This window comes from Pseudoruegeria sp. HB172150, from assembly GCF_013184805.1.
In the GTDB taxonomy this organism is placed as follows: Bacteria; Pseudomonadota; Alphaproteobacteria; order Rhodobacterales; family Rhodobacteraceae; genus Psychromarinibacter.
The window spans coordinates 353,061-371,189 of sequence record NZ_JAATNG010000002.1 but is presented as its reverse complement, the minus strand read 5'-3'; the positions used below and the strand labels follow the sequence as shown (position 1 = coordinate 371,189).

Genomic DNA, 18,129 nt, shown 5'->3' with positions numbered 1-18,129 from the left:
TGACCAGAAGAAGGGGCGGTCTGCTCTATCTGCCCGGCATAATTGCGCTGCGTCCCCACCCATAGGTTAGCGCTAACACGCCTGAAATCAATGACTTGACCCCCCGTCCCCATGGGGACGCCCCCGTCAGACCCGCCAAACCGCGCGATTGACCCCACCCCGCCGATCATGCAAATAGCCCGCCCAAGGACCCCGGAGGAGACGGCAGCGATGGACGGCATCACCGAGGCGCATGGCGACGACTGGGACCCCTTCGGCCGCCCCCTCTTCGATGACCCGGCCGACGAATGGCTCAAGCGCGTGGGCGTGGTCGACGTGGGCTCGAACTCGGTCCGCCTGGTCATCTTCGACGGCGCCGCCCGGAGCCCGGCCTATTTCTACAACGAGAAGATCATGGCCGGCCTCGGCGCCGGCTTTTCCGAGACCGGCCGCCTGAACCCCGAAGGCCGCAAGCGCGCCCTTTCCGCCCTCCTGCGCTTCAAGCTGCTGGCCGAGGATTTCCGGATGGCGCCCCTGACCGCCGTCGCCACCGCCGCCGTCCGCAATGCCGAGGACGGCCAGGATTTCTGCGACGAGGTCATGCGTGAGACCGGCATCAAGCTATGGGTCATCGACGGCGAGGAAGAGGCGCGGCTGTCGGCCCAGGGGGTGCTTCTGGGCTGGCCGGATGCCACCGGATCGGTCTGCGATATCGGCGGCTCCTCGATGGAGCTCGCGTCGCTCACCGAAGGCGAGATCGGCGCCTGCATGTCCTCTCCGCTGGGGCCGCTGCAACTGCAGGGGCTGAAGACCAAGAAGGCCCGCCTGAAGCATATCCGCGCGACCATCGAGGACATGGCGGAACGGCTCGGTCCGCATCAGGATCGGCTTTACCTTGTCGGCGGTTCCTGGCGCGCCATCGCCCGCCACGACATGCTCCGGCGCGACTACCCCCTGCACGTGCTGCACGAGTATCGAATGTCGCCGAAACAGCTTCGCGACACTCTGAATTGGATTCCGGAGAACGACGTCGACGATCTGGCCGCACGTACCGGTACGTCCTCAACACGTATGGCGCTGGTCCCGATTGCATGTGAGGTCCTGAAAGAACTGATCGGGGTCCTGAAACCGCGCGAGATCGCGATTTCCAGCTACGGCATCCGCGAGGGCATGCTTTATCAGCAGATGCCGGAAGAGCTTCGGCATCGCGACCCGCTGATCGAAGCCTGCCGCCATGCCGAACAGAAGGATGCCCGCCGCCCGGGATTTGGCCGTGCGCTGCATCGCTTTGTCAGCCCCCTGTTCGACAGCGCCCCGGCCACGCGCCAGCGGGTGATTCAGGCAGCCTGCCTGCTGCATGACGTGAACTGGCGCGCGCATCCGGATTACCGGCACGAGGCCTGTTTCGACTACGTTACGCGCGCGGCGTTGGGTGGGCTGACCCATTCGAGCCGGATCTTCATGGGCGTGGCCCTGCTGCACCGCTACAAGAACAGCCGCGCGGAAACGCGGTTCGACCCGTTGATCAACATGCTGCCGGAGGCGGACCTGCACCAGGCGGAGGTGCTGGGCAAGGCGATGCGGTTCGGCTCGATGCTGACTGCGGACCTTGACGAGAACATCGGCGCGCTGAACTGGAATCCGAAGAAGAAGAAGCTAGAACTCAGCCTAGGCGACCGCGCGAAGGGTCTGTTCGGCGAGGTTGCCGAGGCGCGGTTTCAGTCGCTTGCCTCGACGCTGGGGGCAGAAGCGAAGGTGAGTTGAGCAAGCCGCTCGATCAGATCACGGCCGTCGCGCCGTGGGGCGGCGCCGAACCACGGCTAGAGTTCCACTTCCCCATCCTCGCCAACATCCGGCTCGGCCGGCAGCGGTTCCTTTCGGCGAATGATGATGTCGCCATTGGGCAGGAACTCTGGCGGCTCGTAGGCGGAGAGATCGCGCAGGGCTTCTTCGAGTTCTTCCATTGCCGGTGTCATCTCGTCCATCAGGCCGCGCAACAGCAGCTTCGCGCCCTGCTCCAGAAGGCCCATGCCTTCGGACATGTCATCCTGGCCATCCTGAGCATAGGCTGGGACAGCCAGAAATGCGGCGCAGAGCACCGCAGGGACCAAACGTTTCATGAACCGTATCATAGCACAGCGCGGTGACAGTTCTATGGATGGGTGTCGAAATCCAGCGTGACCGGGAAATGGTCTGATGCCGTCAGGAGCGCCTCCCGAAGCTCCGGTGTACGGTAGCAGACGGGATCGTCGAACGGATGCCAGATCCGCCATTGTGGTTTACGGCGTCGCAGGCCGTGTGAAATCATGATGTAATCGAGCAGCGCCATGAAGTAGCGGCCCTCCTCTGCGATGTAGAATCGCGCGGTCGCGGGCATGGCACCGACGCGCTGCGACAGGGCCATTCGGGCGTGCGGATCGTAGAGCGCCCCAGGACCGGGCTCGCCCAACACGATCTCCACGCCGGAACGGCCGAACAGTTTTTCGTACTCATCAAGGCCCGGGCCATCGTTGAAGTCGCCCAAAACGATCAGGTTGTCGCCACGATCCAGATGGTGTTCCACGCGTTGCCTTAGCCAGATGCACTGAGCCAGCTGCTTGCGGCGATTCTGGATCGCCAGCCTCATAACCTCGTCCGGCCCGTCGGCACCATGTGGCGCCTTTGACTTCACATGCACGCCGATCAAGCGGAACTCGAAGCCTTCGCTAGTTTGCAGCACAGCTTCCAGCGGCGGCTTGGAAAATTGTACCGGCTCGGGCGCCGCGTCGGTGTCGAGGTCCAGCCGGAAGACGCCGTCGAAGCGTGGCACTTCGGACCTGCCGGACTTCCCCGTGAAATCGCCTATGGGGTCGTGACGCACGGACAGCACGCCCGGATCGTAGAGCAGCGCGATTTCCTGCTGGGTATGGTTAGCGAACCCAATCATGGCCTTGCGGGTCCGGAGTCCGAAATGGGCGGCGAACCCCTCCAGCGCCTTGACGGTGGACCTTTCCCGTACGGTGTCGGGTGCCTCAACCACCAAGATCGCATCAGCGTCCATCGCGGTGAATACGATCCCCAAAGCGCCAAGCTGATCAGCGCGCGTAATGTCGTGACGGCCCGACCAGCCGCCATCCGCCAACAAGGCGTTCTGGTCGTCGAACAGCGAATTGAACCATTCGACATTGTAGGTGGCGATGCGCATCAGGCGGCCTTGTCCCGAATCTCCTCCCAGGCGTCGTTGAGCGCGACGAGACGTTTCTCGGCCAATTTCACCGCCTCTTCCGGCAGCCCGCGGGCGATCATCCGGTCAGGATGGCTCTCTCGCACGGCGGAACTCCAGGCACGGCGGATTTCAGGCATCGGCGTCTCTGGAGTCACACCCAGAACGTCGTACGGGTCAGGCCGGCAATCGGGAACGAAACGGGCCCTCACCTGGCGGAACTGACGCTCGCTGAGACCAAAGATCCCGGCCACGTCCTTCAGGAATGCATCTTCCGCATGGTGATAGTCACCATCGGCTACCGCGACATGGAATAGCCCTTCCATCAGATCGCAGAGCACGCCGGATTCAGGCGGGAACATTCGCGCGATACGACGCGCGTAGACTTCGTAGCCAGTGACGTCTGTCCGGGCGAGGTTGAACACGCGGGCGGCGTTCCGCTCCTCCTCGGGCGCGATGGTGAATACTTCGCGGAAGGCCGCGACCTCGTTGCGCGTCACCTGTCCGTCGGCCTTGGCCATTTTCGCCCCCAGCGCCACAACGGCGATGGTGAACGCAACCGAGCGTTCGGGCGGCGTGCGCAAGCGGTCGAATACGTTCGACAGGCCCTCGCCCTTGGCGAGTGCCGAAATTGCCTGGGCGATGCGGGTCCAAATCGACATGCGGCAACCTTAGAGGGAATTGTTCCAGTCTTTAATGGCGAATTCACGCCACGAACTGGCGCGATACGTGTGCGCGGATGCACTGAACCTGCACGCGCCGCAGATGCACCCGACTATAGCATCTTCTGCATCAGGTGCAGATCGTACCACCGGTCGAATTTCCAGCCGACCTCCGGCAGGACGGCTACCTCGCGGTACCCAAGACGCGCGTGAAAGGCGATACCCGCCGGATTTCCTGAGCTGACACCGGCGAAGATCGAGTGGGCCCCGCCGGCCCGCGCATGGTCCTCCACCGCGGACATGAGTGCCCGACCGAACCCACGGCCATGGGCCTCTGTAGCAAGGATTACAGTATGCTCCATGCAGCGGGCATAGCCCTTTCCGCCGCGAAACTGGAAATATGTGGCGAACCCCACGATATCTCCATGCTCCTCGGCTACGAAGAAGGCGTGCCCGTCTGTCGCGCGCGTTGCGATGATGGCCGCGACGTCTTCCTTGGATTTTTCGGCCGGATTGAAGGTGATGTCCGTATCGCGGATGACCGGGTTCCAAATTGAGGCGATCGCACCAGCGTCGGCGGTTTCAGCGTGGCGGATCATTCCAGGACCTTCAAGCCATGCGGTGTTTCTATCTCGGCGCGGATCGCCAGAGATCCTGCTGTGACAGAGGCTGGAAGCTCTTCAAAGAGCGGTGCAAGTGCGATCTGCAGTTCCCCTGCTTGCGGATGGCGGATTTCCAGCCTCTTCAGGCGGCAGCCGCTGTCGGGTAGCATAGTCACCGGGTGCGCCGCGCCCTGCCACTGTATCAGGGCCGGGAATGCTCCTCCAAAGGGCAGGCGACCGTCCTCGGGTACAGCCATGCGCCAGCGCAGGTCGCCTCGGGTGAGGGGAAGTGGTTCGCCCGTGCCATCCGGAGCGTCGGACAGCGCAGCTTCGAGGTCGTCGCAGCGCGCTATCCAGTTCGTCATCCGGGGAGGTCCTGCAAACTCGTCGAGTGCGAACCAGCGCGGACGACCGGGCGCCGGGGCATCAGGGTCGATCGCGATGACTTCCAGATAGATTTCGCCGAGCCCGAGCAACCGGTTATGCGTTCCCATTGACGGATGCTGACCACCGGGGCCGAGCGGTACACCCAACGCGGCCTCGACCGCTTCGACACCTTCGCTCAATGTAGTCGCAGACAGCGCGAGGTGATCCAGGACACAGATTCCGGTCATTGTGCCGTCCTTGCCGCCCGTTGCGCGGATATCTTGAAACTCCGCAATGGTCTAATCGTACTATCCGTTTCGATTTCCTGAAGTTGACCTGCCACGAGCGTCACAGCAACCGCAGCAACAGCGCCCAGAGCAGCGCCACCACGGTCGGATAGAAGGTCGCTGCGAAGCCGAACGAGCGCAGCGGCGGGGACATGTGATAGCCAACCCAGAAAATCAGCCGAGCCACGGCGAATCCGACACTTAAGCACATAACCACGCCAAGGCCGTCCTCGAGCAGGAGATATGCGATTGCCGGCCAGAGGCAGGCCGCCAGCACCGCTTGCTCGACAGTGTTGCGCAACACGCGCTGGTCGACATCCGCACCACTGCCCGGCACCGGCGCCTCACCATCGATCAGCGTCTCGTCGAAAAACCTTCGCGCCGCGATACGGCCTATTATGAGGAGCAGCACAAGGCCCGGCGCCAACAGGAAGAACTCGGTGATGATGACACGTGAAAAGACCGGGATCTTAACGTAGGTTGTGCCGATCCAGATCAGCAGGATAGACCAGACTAGACCGGCCGACATGCCGATCAGGATCTTTTTCTGTTTCGTCACCGGCTACTCCTGCAGTTACGGCTGGCCAATTGCGCCGCCGCAAGGGTGGCGCGGGAAACCTTCCATTCCAGACGCTGGGTTGCAAGGAGGATTGCGGCGCAGAACGACCATGGTAATCAGTTCGGTGACTCGGACAACTCGCCTTCGTTGCCTTCAAGATCGATAGTGATTTCGAAGCTTCCGGAGATCGGATCGCCCCGTTTTTCAGGGCGAGTTTCCACCGAGCTGTCGACAGTCTTCGACTTCCTGATCAGTGTGTCGCGGCCGGTGACTTGGCCGCCCAAGCTATGCTGCATCCTTTCGTGCCTCACTGATCAGCCGCAGGATGTCCTTTGCGGCCTCTGGTATGTTGGTTCCGGGACCGAAGATCGCTTTCACGCCTGCTTTCTTCAGGAAATCGTAGTCCTGGTGCGGAATCACGCCGCCGCAGATTACAATTATGTCCCCAGCGCCCTGCGCCTGCAGCGCCTCGATAAGTTTCGGTGCAAGCGTTTTGTGCCCCGCTGCCTGGCTCGAGATGCCGACGACATGCACATCGTTGTCGACTGCGTCCTGCGCTGCCTCTTCCGGAGTCTGGAAAAGCGGGCCGACATCGACGTCGAAGCCTATATCGGCAAAGGCAGTAGCGATCACCTTGGCACCGCGGTCATGACCGTCCTGGCCCATTTTGACGACCAGCATGCGCGGGCGCCGACCTTCAGCGTCGGCGAAGTCTTCCACCGATTTCTGGATCGCGGCGAAACCTTCATCGCCCTCATAAGCCGCGCCATAAACGCCAGCCAGTGTCTTCACCTCGGCCCTGTGCCGGCCAAACACCTTTTCCATCGCCATGCTGATCTCTCCAACCGATGCCCGGGCACGCGCCGCTTCGACGGCAGCCTCCAGCAGGTTTCCGCCTTCCTTCGCACGTCGTTCCAGTTCTGCCAAAGCCGCGTCGCAGGCCGACTGATCTCGCTCGGCGCGAATCTTCTCCAACCTTGCGATCTGGTTTTTCCGCACCTTCACATTATCCACGTCGAGGATGTCGATCTCGTCTTCCTCGCTGCGTCGGTACTTGTTGACGCCGACGATCACCTCCTCGCCCCTGTCGATCATAGCCTGCCGGCGCGCTGCCGTTTCCTCGATCCGGAGCTTGGGCATGCCCGAGGCGACAGCCTTGGTCATGCCGCCCATTTCCTCTATCTCCTCGATCAGCGCCCATGCCTTGTCGGCCAGTTCCGCCGTCAGGCTTTCGACGTAATAGGACCCTGCCAGCGGATCGACGACATGGGTGATTCCCGTTTCTTCCTGCAAGATCAGCTGAGTGTTCCGAGCGATCCGCGCAGAGAACTCGGTGGGAAGCGCGATTGCCTCGTCCAGAGCGTTGGTATGCAGCGACTGGGTTCCGCCCAGAGCCGCGGCCATCGCTTCATAGGCGGTGCGGATCACGTTATTGTAGGGATCCTGTTCCTGCAGTGACACGCCCGACGTCTGGCAATGGGTGCGCAACATCTTCGACCGCTCCGATCTGGCGCCGATCCCATCCATGATCCGATGCCAGAGGAGACGTGCCGCGCGCAGTTTCGCCGCCTCCATGAAGAAGTTCATTCCGATGGCAAAGAAGAACGACAACCGCCCGGCGAACTTGTCCACGTCCATCCCGGCGTCGATGGCGGCACGCACGTATTCGCGCCCGTCCGCGAGAGTAAAGGCCAGTTCCTGCACCAGGTTCGCCCCGGCTTCCTGCATGTGGTAGCCGGAGATGGAGATTGAGTTGAATTTCGGCATCTCGTTCGAGGTGTACTCGATGATGTCCGAAATGATCCTCATCGAGGGTTCAGGCGGGTAGATATACGTGTTCCGCACCATGAACTCTTTCAGAATATCGTTCTGAATGGTGCCAGACAGGACGGCGCGGTCGTGTCCCTGTTCTTCGCCCGTCACAATGAAATTGGCCAGAACCGGGATCACCGCGCCGTTCATCGTCATCGAAACCGACACCTGGTCCAGCGGGATCCCGTCGAACAGGATTTTCATGTCCTCGACGGAATCAATCGCCACCCCAGCCTTGCCGACATCGCCAACCACACGATCGTGATCGCTGTCGTAGCCGCGGTGCGTCGCCAAGTCGAAAGCGACCGAGACCCCCTGCTGACCCGCCGCCAGCGCCTTGCGGTAGAAGGCATTCGATTCCTCGGCGGTCGAGAACCCAGCATATTGCCGGATCGTCCAGGGTCGGCCGGCATACATCGTCGCCTTCACACCGCGAGTGAAGGGCTCGAACCCAGGGAGCGAACCCAAGTGCGAAAGATCATCGGTGTCAACACCGGTATAGAGTGGTTTAACTTCGATACCCTCAAGCGTGTGCCAGATCAGATCTTCCAGCGGACGGCCACGTAATTCCTTGGCAGCACGTTCTTTCCAGGCGTCCGTTTCGCTCATGGTTTCGCCTCCTCTCCTGGCAGCACCCCGGCAGCCGGGGCGCGATGGCTCTTCGATTCTCGGGCCGTCCATCCTATATGCGAGGGGTCAGGAGGAATGATGGCCCGGATAGTTACTTTCCTTTGCGCTGCTGCGCTGGCGTTTGGAGCGTCGGCGCAGGAAGCCTCGGTGATGACGGCAACCGACGCGCCTGCCTTGAGCGATAGCGAAGAAACCGCTGAAGGGCCGGTCGAACCAGAATTGCTTGTGGTCGACTCGACGGAAGTCGCGCTTGATGACTTTCTGTGGGTGAAGCGGCCCGTGGTTGTCTTTGCGGATTCCGAAGCAGACCCGCGCTTCCAGAAACAGATGGAATTGTTGCTGGATCGTCCCGAGGCCCTGATCGAGCGTGACGTGGTTGTGATCACAGACACCGACCCGGCGGCGCGCACATCCGTCCGAACGAAACTTCGCCCCCGTGGCTTCCAACTGACGCTTCTGGCCAAGGACGGAAACGTGAATCTGCGCAAACCGTCGCCCTGGGACGTGCGCGAGATCAGCCATGCCATAGACAAATGGCCGCTGCGCAAACAGGAAATCCGCGACGCGGCTGCGGGGCGATAAGCCTCGGCGGTCATTCTGCGAATTCCTTTTCGAAACGGAAGTAGGCGCCCTCCGGGATGTCTTTTTTCCACTCCCGAATCGCGTCCAGATAGGGCGCCGGATCGGCGTCTCCTTCGGTCAGATAAAAAGCGACGCCATTGTCGCCTAGGAAGTAGGCCGGTCCCTCGGTGATGAGTACGCCTATCTGCCGCCAGTCCTCGCCCATCGCTTCCGGCTCGTACCAACTATCATACACCATCGCGAGCACCGTGCCGTGCTTTGCGGTGAGCGCATCCATCCAGCCGTCCGGCTGGTTTTTCTCGAACATGTAGGCGGCGGCCTCGTCGTTCCCCAGCCCCGCCAGGTCCAGCACGTAGTTTGAGTTCTGCCATGCGACATGGCCAACGTCGTTTACAGCAACCGGCTCGTCCAGGAGTTCCTTGGCAAGCCTCGCCACCTCGCCCTGCTGAACGCGGATGTCTCGCGGGGCGGAGGGGTAATAGATCACTGCGTGTTGCAGATAATAGGTGCCGGAGATGACCGCCGGGAGGAATGCGAACACTGGCATCAGATTGCGCTTGTCGACACCGGGGCGCGCAGAGACGGCAAGCAGACCAGCAGCCATCGTCGCCATGATGTAATTCTCGTACCGGTCGAACCATCCGAACCGGCCGAACAGCAGATGCGCCATTCCCGCGCCGGTGACGGTCAGCAACACGATCACGCGCCGGGATTTGCGGATGTCCGGCACCGCCAGCAAAGCAAGCCCAACAGCGACGAAAAGGATCAGTGCGCGACCGGTTTCCTTGTCCCACGTCTGCTGCGCCTTGTTGGCGAGATACGCGACGATCCCACTTTCCTCGGGCCCAACAGCAGAGAGTTTTACCCGAATGGAGTTCGGCATCGGATCGAGGCCCAGCGACATCAGAAACATCGCAAATACAGCAACTGGCAGGACCGCGAGCAATCCCAGACCGATCCCCGCGCGCCACCTGCCAGAGATGGCAACCGCACCTGAGGCAAGCAGCGCGAGCGCCAGCCCCTCTACCCGGAACGCCGGTGCAAGCAAGACGCCCAAGATAAGCGCAAAGCCGATCCGCCTATCGTCGGCGAAGATCAACAGTCCCAAAACGATGGAAAGGCTGGCTGCGACATGCAGCGAATGCTCCATACCGCTGAACGCGACTCCCCCCATGTTTAGGAAGAACGGGCCGACCGCAGCCAGGAAAAGGCCCGTTGGCCCCTGGTAACCAGCCTTCCACAAGATGCGGGCCCAAAGCACGGCACAGACGAAGAGCCCGACGACGTTCCAGAGCAATGGCAGATACAGTTGCAGCGGGCTGCCTGCCAAGGGCAGAAGCAGCAAAGGGAAGACAGGTGAGGACGCAGCGGCCACCGTCTCGCCGTTGTTGATGCCATAGTTCCCGGCCACGATCTGCTCTGCCATGGCCATATGGATGTAGGGATCGTCCAGCGGGTATTCGAAGTGACCGCCAGCAGTCAGGTAGGCCGCCATCTGCAGCACGACGAAATAGCCCAACGCGGCGCTGACCGAGAGAAGCGTCATCCGGCGCGAGGACGATGTTACTGCGTCCGTCTGAAGGCCGTCGACGGAGGTCATTCAAACTCCATGATCACGTCATCCACTGCCAGGCTATCACCGGGCCCGGCGTTTATCTTTTTCACCTGAGCTTTTCGCTCCGCACGCAGAATGTTCTCCATCTTCATCGCTTCGACAGTGCAGAGCGCCTGACCCTCCTGCACTTCCTGACCTACCTCGACATTGATTTTGACGATGAGTCCCGGCATCGGGCATAGCAGCATCTTCGATGTGTCAGGCGGCAGCTTTTCCGGCATTAGAGCCGCCAGTTCCGCTTGGCGCGGAGTGCGGACATGCACTTTCAGATCCGCGCCCCGACAACGGATTCGGAATCCACCCGAAACTTTGCCGACCTTCATAATCAATGGCGCGCCGTCGACCTCGATCTTTGCAAGCGGGTCACCAGGCGACCAATTGCCCCTAACCCTGTGCGTCGCATCGTCCTCGAACTTGATGGTCGAACCGTCTTTATCTGCACAGATGCTGAGCTTGAAATCTGTGCCTTGCAGACTGACGATCCATTCTTCGCCGACACGTCGCTCGTGGTTGTCCATCCGTCCAGAAATCCGTGTGCGTCGGATTTCCGCCACGCGGTTCATCGCCGCGCAGGCGGCCGCAATGCGGCGTAGCGCAGACTGATTCAGTTCCACTCCTTCAAAGCCGTCCGGGTATTCCTCGGCGATGAAAGCCGTCGTGATCTGCCCCTGGATGAATCGCGGATGATCCATAACTGCCGACAGGAACGGCAGGTTGTGACCGATCCCCTCGACCTCGAAGCTATCAAGCGCCACTCGCATCCCCTCGATGGCTTCGTCACGATCACGACCCCAGGTGCAGAGTTTGGCAATCATCGGATCGTAATACATGCTGATCTCGCCACCTTCATAGACCCCGGTATCATTTCGAACCGCAAGTTCACCCTCTGGCGCATCGCCCTGCCAGTTACCTTTTGCCAGCAAGGGACCGGCAGCGACTTCCTCCGGCGGGCGGTAACGCGTCAGGCGACCGATGGAGGGCAGGAACCCGCGATAGGGATCCTCGGCGTAGAGGCGGTTTTCGATAGCCCAGCCGTCGATACCGATATCATCCTGTTTCAGAGAGAGTTTTTCGCCATTCGCGACGCGAATCATCTGCTCGACCAGATCGACGCCGGTTATCAGTTCCGTGACAGGATGTTCGACCTGAAGCCTGGTATTCATCTCGAGAAAGTAGAAATTCTTCTCTCCGTCGACGATGAACTCAACCGTGCCAGCGCTCGCGTAGTCGACTGCCTTGGCCAGCGCGACCGCCTGCTCGCCCATCGCCTTGCGAGTCTCTGGATCCAGGAACGGCGATGGAGCTTCTTCCACCACTTTCTGGTTCCGGCGCTGGATCGAGCATTCCCGCTCGTTCAGATGGATGGCATTTCCGTGCTGGTCCGCCAGCACCTGTATCTCGATATGACGCGGCTGGGTCACGAACTTTTCGATAAAGATCCGGTCGTCGCCGAAACTCGCCGCCGCCTCGTTCTTCGACGACTGAAAGCCCTCGCGCGCCTCCTCGTCGTTCCAGGCGATCCGCATCCCCTTGCCGCCGCCGCCGGCACTGGCCTTGATCATCACCGGATAGCCGATCTCGGTCGAGATCTTCACCGCCTCGTCCGCATCCTCGATCAGCCCCATGTATCCCGGCACCGTGCTGACGCCCGCTTCCGCCGCGATCTTCTTCGAGGTGATCTTGTCGCCCATCGCTTCGATCGCGCCTTTGGGTGGGCCGACAAAGGCGACGCCGGCCTTGTCCAGCGCTTCAGCGAACCTCGGGTTCTCCGACAGGAAGCCATAGCCGGGATGCACCGCCGCTGCCCCGGTGGCCTTTATCGCCTCCAGGATCTTGTCGATCACGATATAGGACTGGTTCGCCGGCGGCGGCCCGATATGTACCGCCTCGTCCGCCATCTGCACGTGCAGGGCATGCTTGTCGGCATCAGAATAGACCGCCACCGTCGCGATACCCATCTTTCGCGCCGTCTTGATCACCCGGCACGCGATCTCCCCCCGGTTGGCGATCAGTATTTTCTTGAACATGTCCCGTTCCCTTTCCCTGCCGGCGTTGGCCGCCGGGCAATGATCAAACGACGAAAGCCGCCCGGGTACATGACCCGGACGGCTTCGGCGGTCGTTTCCGGCGTAGCCGCCGGTAAGTTCAGCAGGTTACTGGCACTTTGCCCGGTCGACGTATTGACAGTAGGCCAGGTTGCCCGCAGCGCCCAGCACGGCGCCGGTGGCGAGGTCACCGCCTGTAAGCAAAGCTGCGCCCGTACCTGCGCCCGCACCAAGCGCTCCCTGTTCGAGAGGTGTTTCACCGCAGGCAGACAGGCTGATGGCAGCGGCCGCCAAAGCGGCCCAGAGTTTGATATGCATGGGTTCGGTTCCCTATTTTTGACTGCTCTGGCAGAAGATATTGGTCGGGAACCAAAAAGATCAAAGCGGCGCGCAAGATTGCGAGCCTGGTGCGCAGCTTGCCGCCAATCCCGGACGCAAGAAAAAGGTGACGGTCTGACCCGGGGAAGGTCAGACCGTCTATAAGGGGAAGGGTAACGGTTGAGACGCGAACCCTCGCTCAAGAGCTGTCGGTCACGAGTCTCGAAGTTCAATCTGGCCGTGTTTTCCAATTCTGCAAAGCGCAACGCGACAGCCATCTGCGGATGCGCTGTTTCCCGCCGAAACCAAAGATGACCCTGCGGAAAAACGCCGATCATGTGTCCAGATCCAGATCTGGAAACGCTGCCCGCGCGGCGTCGACGTCGATGCGCAAAAGCGCGTCGTAACTGACGGGATCGAATGGATCTTCAGCCGGTACCACTTCGCGCTCGAAAAGCCAGGAGATGCGCCCGGCATCTAGGTTACCGCGCTCGAAAGGCGCGTCTCCAAAATGGTCCCAAAGTGCCTGGAGAAACCCAGCGTCAGCACGCCGGTCGGCGGGCTTGCGATCTGCAAAACGCTCTCGACGCGCGAGCGGGGTAGCGCCGCGCGGATTTGCTCTGCGGATGACGAACTGGAAATCAGTCCCGGGCAGTCGCCCCGGAAAACCGCGATGCTTCAGCATTTCTGCCCCGCTGCTGCAAGGGCTTCGCGGCTGTTCGGGACGGGCGCAAGCGCCCGTCCCGTACAAGCATTACTTGTACTTGCCGGTGTAAACCGGTTCGGTCGTGATCGGCTCGGGCTCGACGTAGACCACTTCTTCTTCTTGCTGGGCGCAAGCAGCCGCGAAAGCCACCAGGCCGAACGCGAGGACGATTTTGACGCTCTTCGCCATGTTAATCTCCTGTCAATACAATGAAGGCCAAGCGCATAACCGACGCGGGGCCTCCCATTTGAGGTACAGGTCACTGTCCGGTAACCTCCCATGACGATAGAACATTCCATATGAAAAGGAAATTCCGGTTGGCGGCGTTGTGGGCGCTGTGGCAGGCTTGCATCAACCACCCCTTTTGAGCCTCCAAATTGCGCAACATATTGTGGTCGCATCAGATGCCTTCCCAAATGCAGCTATCGTCTTCGACCCTGTAAGCCTCGAAAAACTGGGTGATTTCTGGCGCCGGCGCGCCGAAATCCACCGGTGCATCGCTCATGGATATGACGATCTGTTTCGGGACCGGCCCCATCGTTGGCAGGCGCGGAACGGCGAATTTGTTGCAAAGGTGATCCATATCGACGGCGGCTTCCTCGAACCCGATGGAGCCGGAAGTCCTGTCAATCTCCGGGGCAACGAATCGGAACCGCCATGTCAGCCCTTGCGGTCCACGGGTATCTCGCACCACTTCTACGAACTCAACGGGCTGGCCCGAAGGGACGTTGACAGATTGAGCATTCGCCAGTGAGGCATTGATCGCGAAAATAATGGCTAGCGGTCGCATCTTTCAGCTCACCGTTGCACAGCGCTTGAATCCATTTCCCGGTTGACCTTGAACGAGCTTTGTCATAGCGGGAAAGTCCGGTAGGACACTGAAATTAAATAGATTATTGTTTCGGCGCCTTGGTTTCGGCACCGACCCAAGCTTCATAGCCTTATCTGATCTGGGTATGCTGGGTTCTGAGTAGCGCCGACAATTCAAAGTTGCTGCAGTTGATGCCTTGCCTCGCCTACTGAACCCAGCCCGGGCGGACCGACGTCGACCTCGAGTCGCGCATTCCGGGAGATCCCCCTGGGAGCCAGATCCGGAACCAATCGGCGAGTCGGAATTAAACCGGTTGCACTGGCTGAACACGCGAGGCGAATGCATGCTTTGTTCGATTTCGAAAGTTTTTTTTGGAGTTCCTGAGGCAGGCTGCGGCAAAAGGTCGTAATTGATATGGTCGGCCGCCATTCCGCCGAATCGATCTCCAGCCGGGTTCCGCATGAAAGCTCGCAGTCGCGCAGTGTTTTTTGCCGCCCGCCCGACTCTGGCCGGGTCGCCGTGGATAATTGGCTCTATCTGCATCCTGCCTCGCCTGGTTGGCCATCAGAACGCGTCGCGAAACGCTTCCATCTCGACCTCAACTCCGGGTCCGTCAGGAGGGCTGCAATGATACTCTCGATCTGTTGGCGTGGAACGGTGTCGACGTCGATCCGTCCACCGGCGCGCAAGCGCAGACCTTCGCCATCCGGCGCGACTTCAATCACCGGAGAAAAACCACGGGTTTTTCGCAAGGCGCGCCACAGGTCCTGTCGGACCTGATTTGCCAGCCGCCTACGGGGCATACGCGGAAACGGAGCTTCTGCAACCACATCGAAGCGTGGCGGCAGGCGGCGCGACAGGATAAGCACCTCTCCATCGATGATATGCCAGTTGTTACGGGTCAGTCTGCCGCTCCACTACAACGCACAGCTTTGGTCCTACATACGCCCCGGGTACATGTACGGGCTAATCACAGCGGTATATTGTCGTGCTTTTTCCAAGGGTTCTGTAGCTGTTTGTTGCGCAGGCTGGCAAAGGCCCGGCACAGACGCCGACGTGTCGATTGCGGCATGATTACCTCGTCAATAAAACCTTTTTCGGCCGCCACGAAGGGGTTTGCGAAGCGGTCCTCATAGTCGCGGGTGTAATGCGCGATTTTCTCCGCGTCGCCCAATTCCGCCCGGTGAAGAATTTCGACGGCCCCCTTCGCGCCCATTACCGCGATTTCTGCGGTGGGCCACGCATAGTTGAAATCGCCACGCAGGTGCTTGGACGCCATAACATCATAGGCACCACCATAGGCTTTTCTTGTGATCACAGTCACCTTGGGAACCGTCGCTTCTCCATAGGCGAACAACAGTTTCGCCCCATGTTTGATCACGCCGCCGTATTCCTGTCCTGTCCCCGGCAGGAAACCCGGCACATCAACTAGGGTCAGGATTGGGATTTCGAAGCAGTCACAGAAACGCACAAACCGCGCCGCTTTTTTCGATGAGTCGATGTCAAGGCAACCGGCCAGCACCATTGGCTGGTTCGCCACCACGCCGACTGTCTGCCCTTCCAGCCGGATGAATCCGGTGATGATGTTCTTAGCGTGCTCTTCCTGGATCTCGTAGAAGTCGCCCTCGTCGGCGATCTTCAAGATCAGCTCCTTCATGTCGTAGGGCTGGTTCGGGTTGTCCGGGATCAGCGTGTCTAGGCTCGGTTCAACCCGTTCCGGAGTGTCGAAGAACGGCCGTACCGGCGGCTTCTCCCTGTTCGACAACGGCAGGAAATCCACAAGCCGTCGAACCTCGGCCAGTGCTTCGACATCGTTTTCGAAAGCGCCATCAGCCACGGAAGATTTTTTTGTATGGGTCGAGGCACCGCCCAGTTCCTCGGCCGTCACGACCTCGTTGGTCACTGTCTTAACCACGTCCGGCCCGGTCACGAACATGTAGGAAGTGTCACGCACCATGAAGATGAAATCGGTCATCGCCGGCGAATACACGGCACCACCTGCGCAGGGCCCCATGATGACAGAGATCTGCGGCACCACACCCGAGGCCATGATATTGCGCTGGAACACGTCCGCATAACCCGCAAGCGAAGCGACGCCTTCCTGGATACGGGCACCGCCGGAATCGTTCAGCCCAATGACCGGCGCACCATTTTGCACCGCCATGTCCATGATTTTGCATATTTTTTGCGCATGTGTTTCTGACAAGGAGCCGCCAAAGACCGTAAAATCTTGCGAAAAGACATATACTTGCCTGCCGTTTACGGTACCCCAACCAGTGACCACACCGTCACCGTAAGGGCGTTGACTCGCCATCCCGAAATCTGTGCAGCGATGCGCCACGAACATGTCGAACTCCTCGAAGGAGTCCTCGTCCAGCAATAGTTCGATCCGTTCTCGCGCGGTCAGCTTGCCCTTGGAGTGCTGCGCCTCAATCCGCCGTTCGCCGCCGCCGAGACGGGCCGTGTGACGGCGGGTTTCCAGCTCTTGCAGAATGTCCTTCATACACATGCCTCCATTGCGTATGCCGGCAAACTACGCGACGGTGCTTTTGGGAGGAAGCGATTTCCGGTAAATTTGCAAATACTTGGCAAGACCGCTACCGCAAATTGCAAATCAGCAAATTTCCAGAGTCTTCAGTTTGCCACCCCATCAGCGATGGACAATTCTTAGGCATCGAAATAATACATGACAATGTCACGTAATTCGCCGGTCAGGTTTCTCGACCGTACCACCCCGCCGCACATTTTCACGTTGATCGCGATGACCGGCGCATCGGCGACCGCGATGAACATGTTCCTGCCATCGCTGCCGAAGATGACCGAGCATTTTGAGACTGAGTACAGTCTGATGCAGCTCTCTGTCGCCCTGTTCCTGGCGGTCAATGCGGCGATGCAGATCTTCATCGGGCCCCTGTCAGACCGGTTTGGCCGACGGCCGGTTGTTCTGGTGGGACTTGTCCTGTTCAGCTTAGCGTCTCTCGGCTGCATCTATGCGCCGAGCGTACAGGTGTTCCTTGCCTTTCGAGCAATGCAGGCCTGCGTAGTTGTCGGCCTGGTTCTTAGCCGGGCCGTTATTCGGGACCTCTACGACCAGAACGAAGCCGCCTCGATGATTGGGTACGTAACGATGGGCATGGCAGTGGTGCCCATGCTGACGCCCGTGATCGGAGGCTTGCTGGATCAATGGTTCGGCTGGCAGGCAAATTTCTGGGCATTCGTCCTTGTCGGCATCGCTACGTTCTGCCTTGTCTGGCTGGATCAGGGCGAAACAAACCGCGCCCAGTCCACCAGTTTCCGTGATCAGGTAAGAGACTATCCTGAGCTGCTGACATCTCCACGGTTCTGGGGCTATGCACTGGCGGCTGCATTCTCTTCCGGTGCGTTCTTCTCGTATCTCGGGGGAGCACCATTCATAGGATCGAGCATTTTCGGGTTGGCTCCCGCCCTATTGGGGCTGCTTTTTGGCGCCCCGGCCCTAGGGTACATTTTTGGGAATTACCTGACTGCGCGGTACAGCGTCCGGATCGGCATCAACCGGATGATCATCGTGGGATCGGCGGTCTGCGCTTCCGGAGTTGGCCTGTCGCTATTGCTGTTTCTTCTTGGCCTGGGCAACGCGCTGACATTCTTCGGGTTGATGACCTTTGTCGGTTTCGGCAATGGCATGGTTCTTCCAAATGCCATCGCGGGCACCCTGTCGGTTCGGCCACAGCTTGCCGGCACCGCCAGCGGACTTGGCGGCGCGCTGATGATCGGCGGTGGAGCGGCGCTTTCCGCGCTGACCGGGTCCCTGCTGAGTGTGGAAAGCGGGCCGTACCCGCTGCTCTGGATCCAGATCATCGTTTCGATCCTCGGCGTGATCGCGATTTGGCTGGTAATCCAGCGCGAAAAGAGGCTGGGTCTTGTCTAAGCGGATTTGCAGCTGCTAACTGCAGGCTGCAAATCTGCAAAGC

The 18,129-nt window shown here is 60.3% G+C and carries 18 protein-coding genes; 3 read left to right on the top strand and 15 right to left on the bottom strand.

What is annotated here, in order from left to right; genetic code table 11:
- The first annotated feature begins 168 nt into the window (after positions 1 to 168).
- Positions 169 to 1,743: an exopolyphosphatase gene (locus tag HCO70_RS13570; RefSeq protein ID WP_371742218.1), complete on the top strand. Its 1,575-nt coding sequence runs from the start codon at positions 169 to 171 to the stop codon at positions 1,741 to 1,743.
- Positions 1,744 to 1,799: 56 nt separating this feature from the next.
- On the opposite strand, the gene HCO70_RS13565 is transcribed toward HCO70_RS13570, so the two are convergent.
- From HCO70_RS13565 to scpA, 8 genes are all read right to left on the bottom strand, one after another.
- The gene (locus HCO70_RS13565) at positions 1,800 to 2,099 is read right to left on the bottom strand and encodes a hypothetical protein (protein ID WP_172296978.1); all 300 of its coding nucleotides are present in this window, start codon (positions 2,097 to 2,099) and stop codon (positions 1,800 to 1,802) included.
- A gap of 32 nt (positions 2,100 to 2,131) precedes the next feature.
- On the bottom strand, positions 2,132 to 3,163 hold the full coding sequence (locus HCO70_RS13560; protein WP_172296976.1) for an endonuclease/exonuclease/phosphatase family protein: 1,032 nt from the start codon (positions 3,161 to 3,163) through the stop codon (positions 2,132 to 2,134).
- A complete protein-coding gene (locus HCO70_RS13555) occupies positions 3,163 to 3,843 on the bottom strand; it encodes a molecular chaperone DjiA (RefSeq protein ID WP_172296974.1) in 681 nt (226 codons plus the stop codon). Before HCO70_RS13555 ends, HCO70_RS13560 begins: the two co-directional genes overlap by 1 nt.
- A 113-nt stretch (positions 3,844 to 3,956) precedes the next feature.
- Positions 3,957 to 4,442, bottom strand: a complete 486-nt coding sequence (locus tag HCO70_RS13550; RefSeq protein ID WP_172296972.1) for a GNAT family N-acetyltransferase — start codon at positions 4,440 to 4,442, stop codon at positions 3,957 to 3,959.
- Positions 4,439 to 5,050 carry a VOC family protein gene (locus HCO70_RS13545; protein WP_172297431.1) on the bottom strand — a complete coding sequence of 204 codons (612 nt, stop codon included), beginning with the start codon at positions 5,048 to 5,050 and terminating at the stop codon, positions 4,439 to 4,441. Before HCO70_RS13545 ends, HCO70_RS13550 begins: the two co-directional genes overlap by 4 nt.
- A gap of 109 nt (positions 5,051 to 5,159) precedes the next feature.
- A complete protein-coding gene (locus HCO70_RS13540) occupies positions 5,160 to 5,657 on the bottom strand; it encodes an MAPEG family protein (RefSeq protein WP_371742217.1) in 498 nt (165 codons plus the stop codon).
- Positions 5,658 to 5,773: 116 nt separating this feature from the next.
- Complete coding sequence (locus HCO70_RS13535) at positions 5,774 to 5,941, bottom strand: hypothetical protein (RefSeq protein ID WP_172296970.1); 168 nt, start codon at positions 5,939 to 5,941, stop codon at positions 5,774 to 5,776.
- A 1-nt stretch (position 5,942) separates the two neighbouring features.
- Positions 5,943 to 8,078 (bottom strand): methylmalonyl-CoA mutase, encoded by a 2,136-nt coding sequence (scpA, locus tag HCO70_RS13530; protein WP_172296968.1) that lies wholly within the window; start codon positions 8,076 to 8,078, stop codon positions 5,943 to 5,945.
- A 171-nt stretch (positions 8,079 to 8,249) separates the two neighbouring features.
- Here scpA and HCO70_RS13525 point away from each other — a divergent pair, with 171 nt between their 5' ends.
- Positions 8,250 to 8,681 (top strand): DUF4174 domain-containing protein, encoded by a 432-nt coding sequence (locus HCO70_RS13525; RefSeq protein WP_253913275.1) that lies wholly within the window; start codon positions 8,250 to 8,252, stop codon positions 8,679 to 8,681.
- 10 nt (positions 8,682 to 8,691) lie between these two features.
- Here HCO70_RS13525 and HCO70_RS13520 read toward each other — a convergent pair whose 3' ends face one another.
- The 7 genes from HCO70_RS13520 to HCO70_RS13490 all read right to left on the bottom strand — a co-directional run bounded on the left by HCO70_RS13520 (position 8,692) and on the right by HCO70_RS13490 (position 16,679).
- Positions 8,692 to 10,281, bottom strand: coding sequence for a hypothetical protein (locus HCO70_RS13520; RefSeq protein WP_172296964.1), 1,590 nt, complete (start codon positions 10,279 to 10,281; stop codon positions 8,692 to 8,694).
- Positions 10,278 to 12,323, bottom strand: coding sequence for an acetyl/propionyl/methylcrotonyl-CoA carboxylase subunit alpha (locus HCO70_RS13515; RefSeq protein WP_172296962.1), 2,046 nt, complete (start codon positions 12,321 to 12,323; stop codon positions 10,278 to 10,280). Before HCO70_RS13515 ends, HCO70_RS13520 begins: the two co-directional genes overlap by 4 nt.
- Positions 12,324 to 12,449: 126 nt before the next feature.
- The gene (locus HCO70_RS13510; RefSeq protein WP_172296960.1) at positions 12,450 to 12,659 is read right to left on the bottom strand and encodes a hypothetical protein; all 210 of its coding nucleotides are present in this window, start codon (positions 12,657 to 12,659) and stop codon (positions 12,450 to 12,452) included.
- Positions 12,660 to 12,993: 334 nt separating this feature from the next.
- Entirely contained in the window at positions 12,994 to 13,344 is a 351-nt protein-coding gene (locus tag HCO70_RS13505; RefSeq protein WP_172296958.1) for a hypothetical protein, read from the bottom strand.
- Positions 13,345 to 13,413: 69 nt separating this feature from the next.
- Positions 13,414 to 13,554, bottom strand: coding sequence for a hypothetical protein (locus HCO70_RS13500; RefSeq protein ID WP_172296956.1), 141 nt, complete (start codon positions 13,552 to 13,554; stop codon positions 13,414 to 13,416).
- Between the two features lie 211 nt (positions 13,555 to 13,765).
- On the bottom strand, positions 13,766 to 14,155 hold the full coding sequence (locus HCO70_RS13495; RefSeq protein WP_172296954.1) for a DUF6497 family protein: 390 nt from the start codon (positions 14,153 to 14,155) through the stop codon (positions 13,766 to 13,768).
- Between the two features lie 991 nt (positions 14,156 to 15,146).
- Complete coding sequence (locus HCO70_RS13490; protein ID WP_172296952.1) at positions 15,147 to 16,679, bottom strand: acyl-CoA carboxylase subunit beta; 1,533 nt, start codon at positions 16,677 to 16,679, stop codon at positions 15,147 to 15,149.
- Positions 16,680 to 16,868: 189 nt separating this feature from the next.
- Between HCO70_RS13490 and HCO70_RS13485 the strand changes: the two genes are divergently transcribed.
- The gene (locus HCO70_RS13485) at positions 16,869 to 18,086 is read left to right on the top strand and encodes a multidrug effflux MFS transporter (protein ID WP_172297427.1); all 1,218 of its coding nucleotides are present in this window, start codon (positions 16,869 to 16,871) and stop codon (positions 18,084 to 18,086) included.
- The last annotated feature ends 43 nt before the right edge of the window (positions 18,087 to 18,129 follow it).

Coding starts and splice junctions, on each gene's coding strand:
- HCO70_RS13500 (WP_172296956.1), bottom strand. CDS start 13,554: ATGGCGAAGAGCGTCAAAATCGTCCTCGCGTTCGGCCTGGTGGCTTTC.
- HCO70_RS13495 (WP_172296954.1), bottom strand. CDS start 14,155: ATGCGACCGCTAGCCATTATTTTCGCGATCAATGCCTCACTGGCGAAT.
- HCO70_RS13565 (WP_172296978.1), bottom strand. CDS start 2,099: ATGAAACGTTTGGTCCCTGCGGTGCTCTGCGCCGCATTTCTGGCTGTC.
- HCO70_RS13490 (WP_172296952.1), bottom strand. CDS start 16,679: ATGAAGGACATTCTGCAAGAGCTGGAAACCCGCCGTCACACGGCCCGT.
- scpA (WP_172296968.1), bottom strand. CDS start 8,078: ATGAGCGAAACGGACGCCTGGAAAGAACGTGCTGCCAAGGAATTACGT.
- HCO70_RS13485 (WP_172297427.1), top strand. CDS start 16,869: ATGTCACGTAATTCGCCGGTCAGGTTTCTCGACCGTACCACCCCGCCG.
- HCO70_RS13570 (WP_371742218.1), top strand. CDS start 169: ATGCAAATAGCCCGCCCAAGGACCCCGGAGGAGACGGCAGCGATGGAC.
- HCO70_RS13520 (WP_172296964.1), bottom strand. CDS start 10,281: ATGACCTCCGTCGACGGCCTTCAGACGGACGCAGTAACATCGTCCTCG.
- HCO70_RS13505 (WP_172296958.1), bottom strand. CDS start 13,344: ATGCTGAAGCATCGCGGTTTTCCGGGGCGACTGCCCGGGACTGATTTC.
- HCO70_RS13510 (WP_172296960.1), bottom strand. CDS start 12,659: ATGCATATCAAACTCTGGGCCGCTTTGGCGGCCGCTGCCATCAGCCTG.
- HCO70_RS13560 (WP_172296976.1), bottom strand. CDS start 3,163: ATGCGCATCGCCACCTACAATGTCGAATGGTTCAATTCGCTGTTCGAC.
- HCO70_RS13555 (WP_172296974.1), bottom strand. CDS start 3,843: ATGTCGATTTGGACCCGCATCGCCCAGGCAATTTCGGCACTCGCCAAG.
- HCO70_RS13525 (WP_253913275.1), top strand. CDS start 8,250: ATGACGGCAACCGACGCGCCTGCCTTGAGCGATAGCGAAGAAACCGCT.
- HCO70_RS13515 (WP_172296962.1), bottom strand. CDS start 12,323: ATGTTCAAGAAAATACTGATCGCCAACCGGGGGGAGATCGCGTGCCGG.
- HCO70_RS13550 (WP_172296972.1), bottom strand. CDS start 4,442: ATGATCCGCCACGCTGAAACCGCCGACGCTGGTGCGATCGCCTCAATT.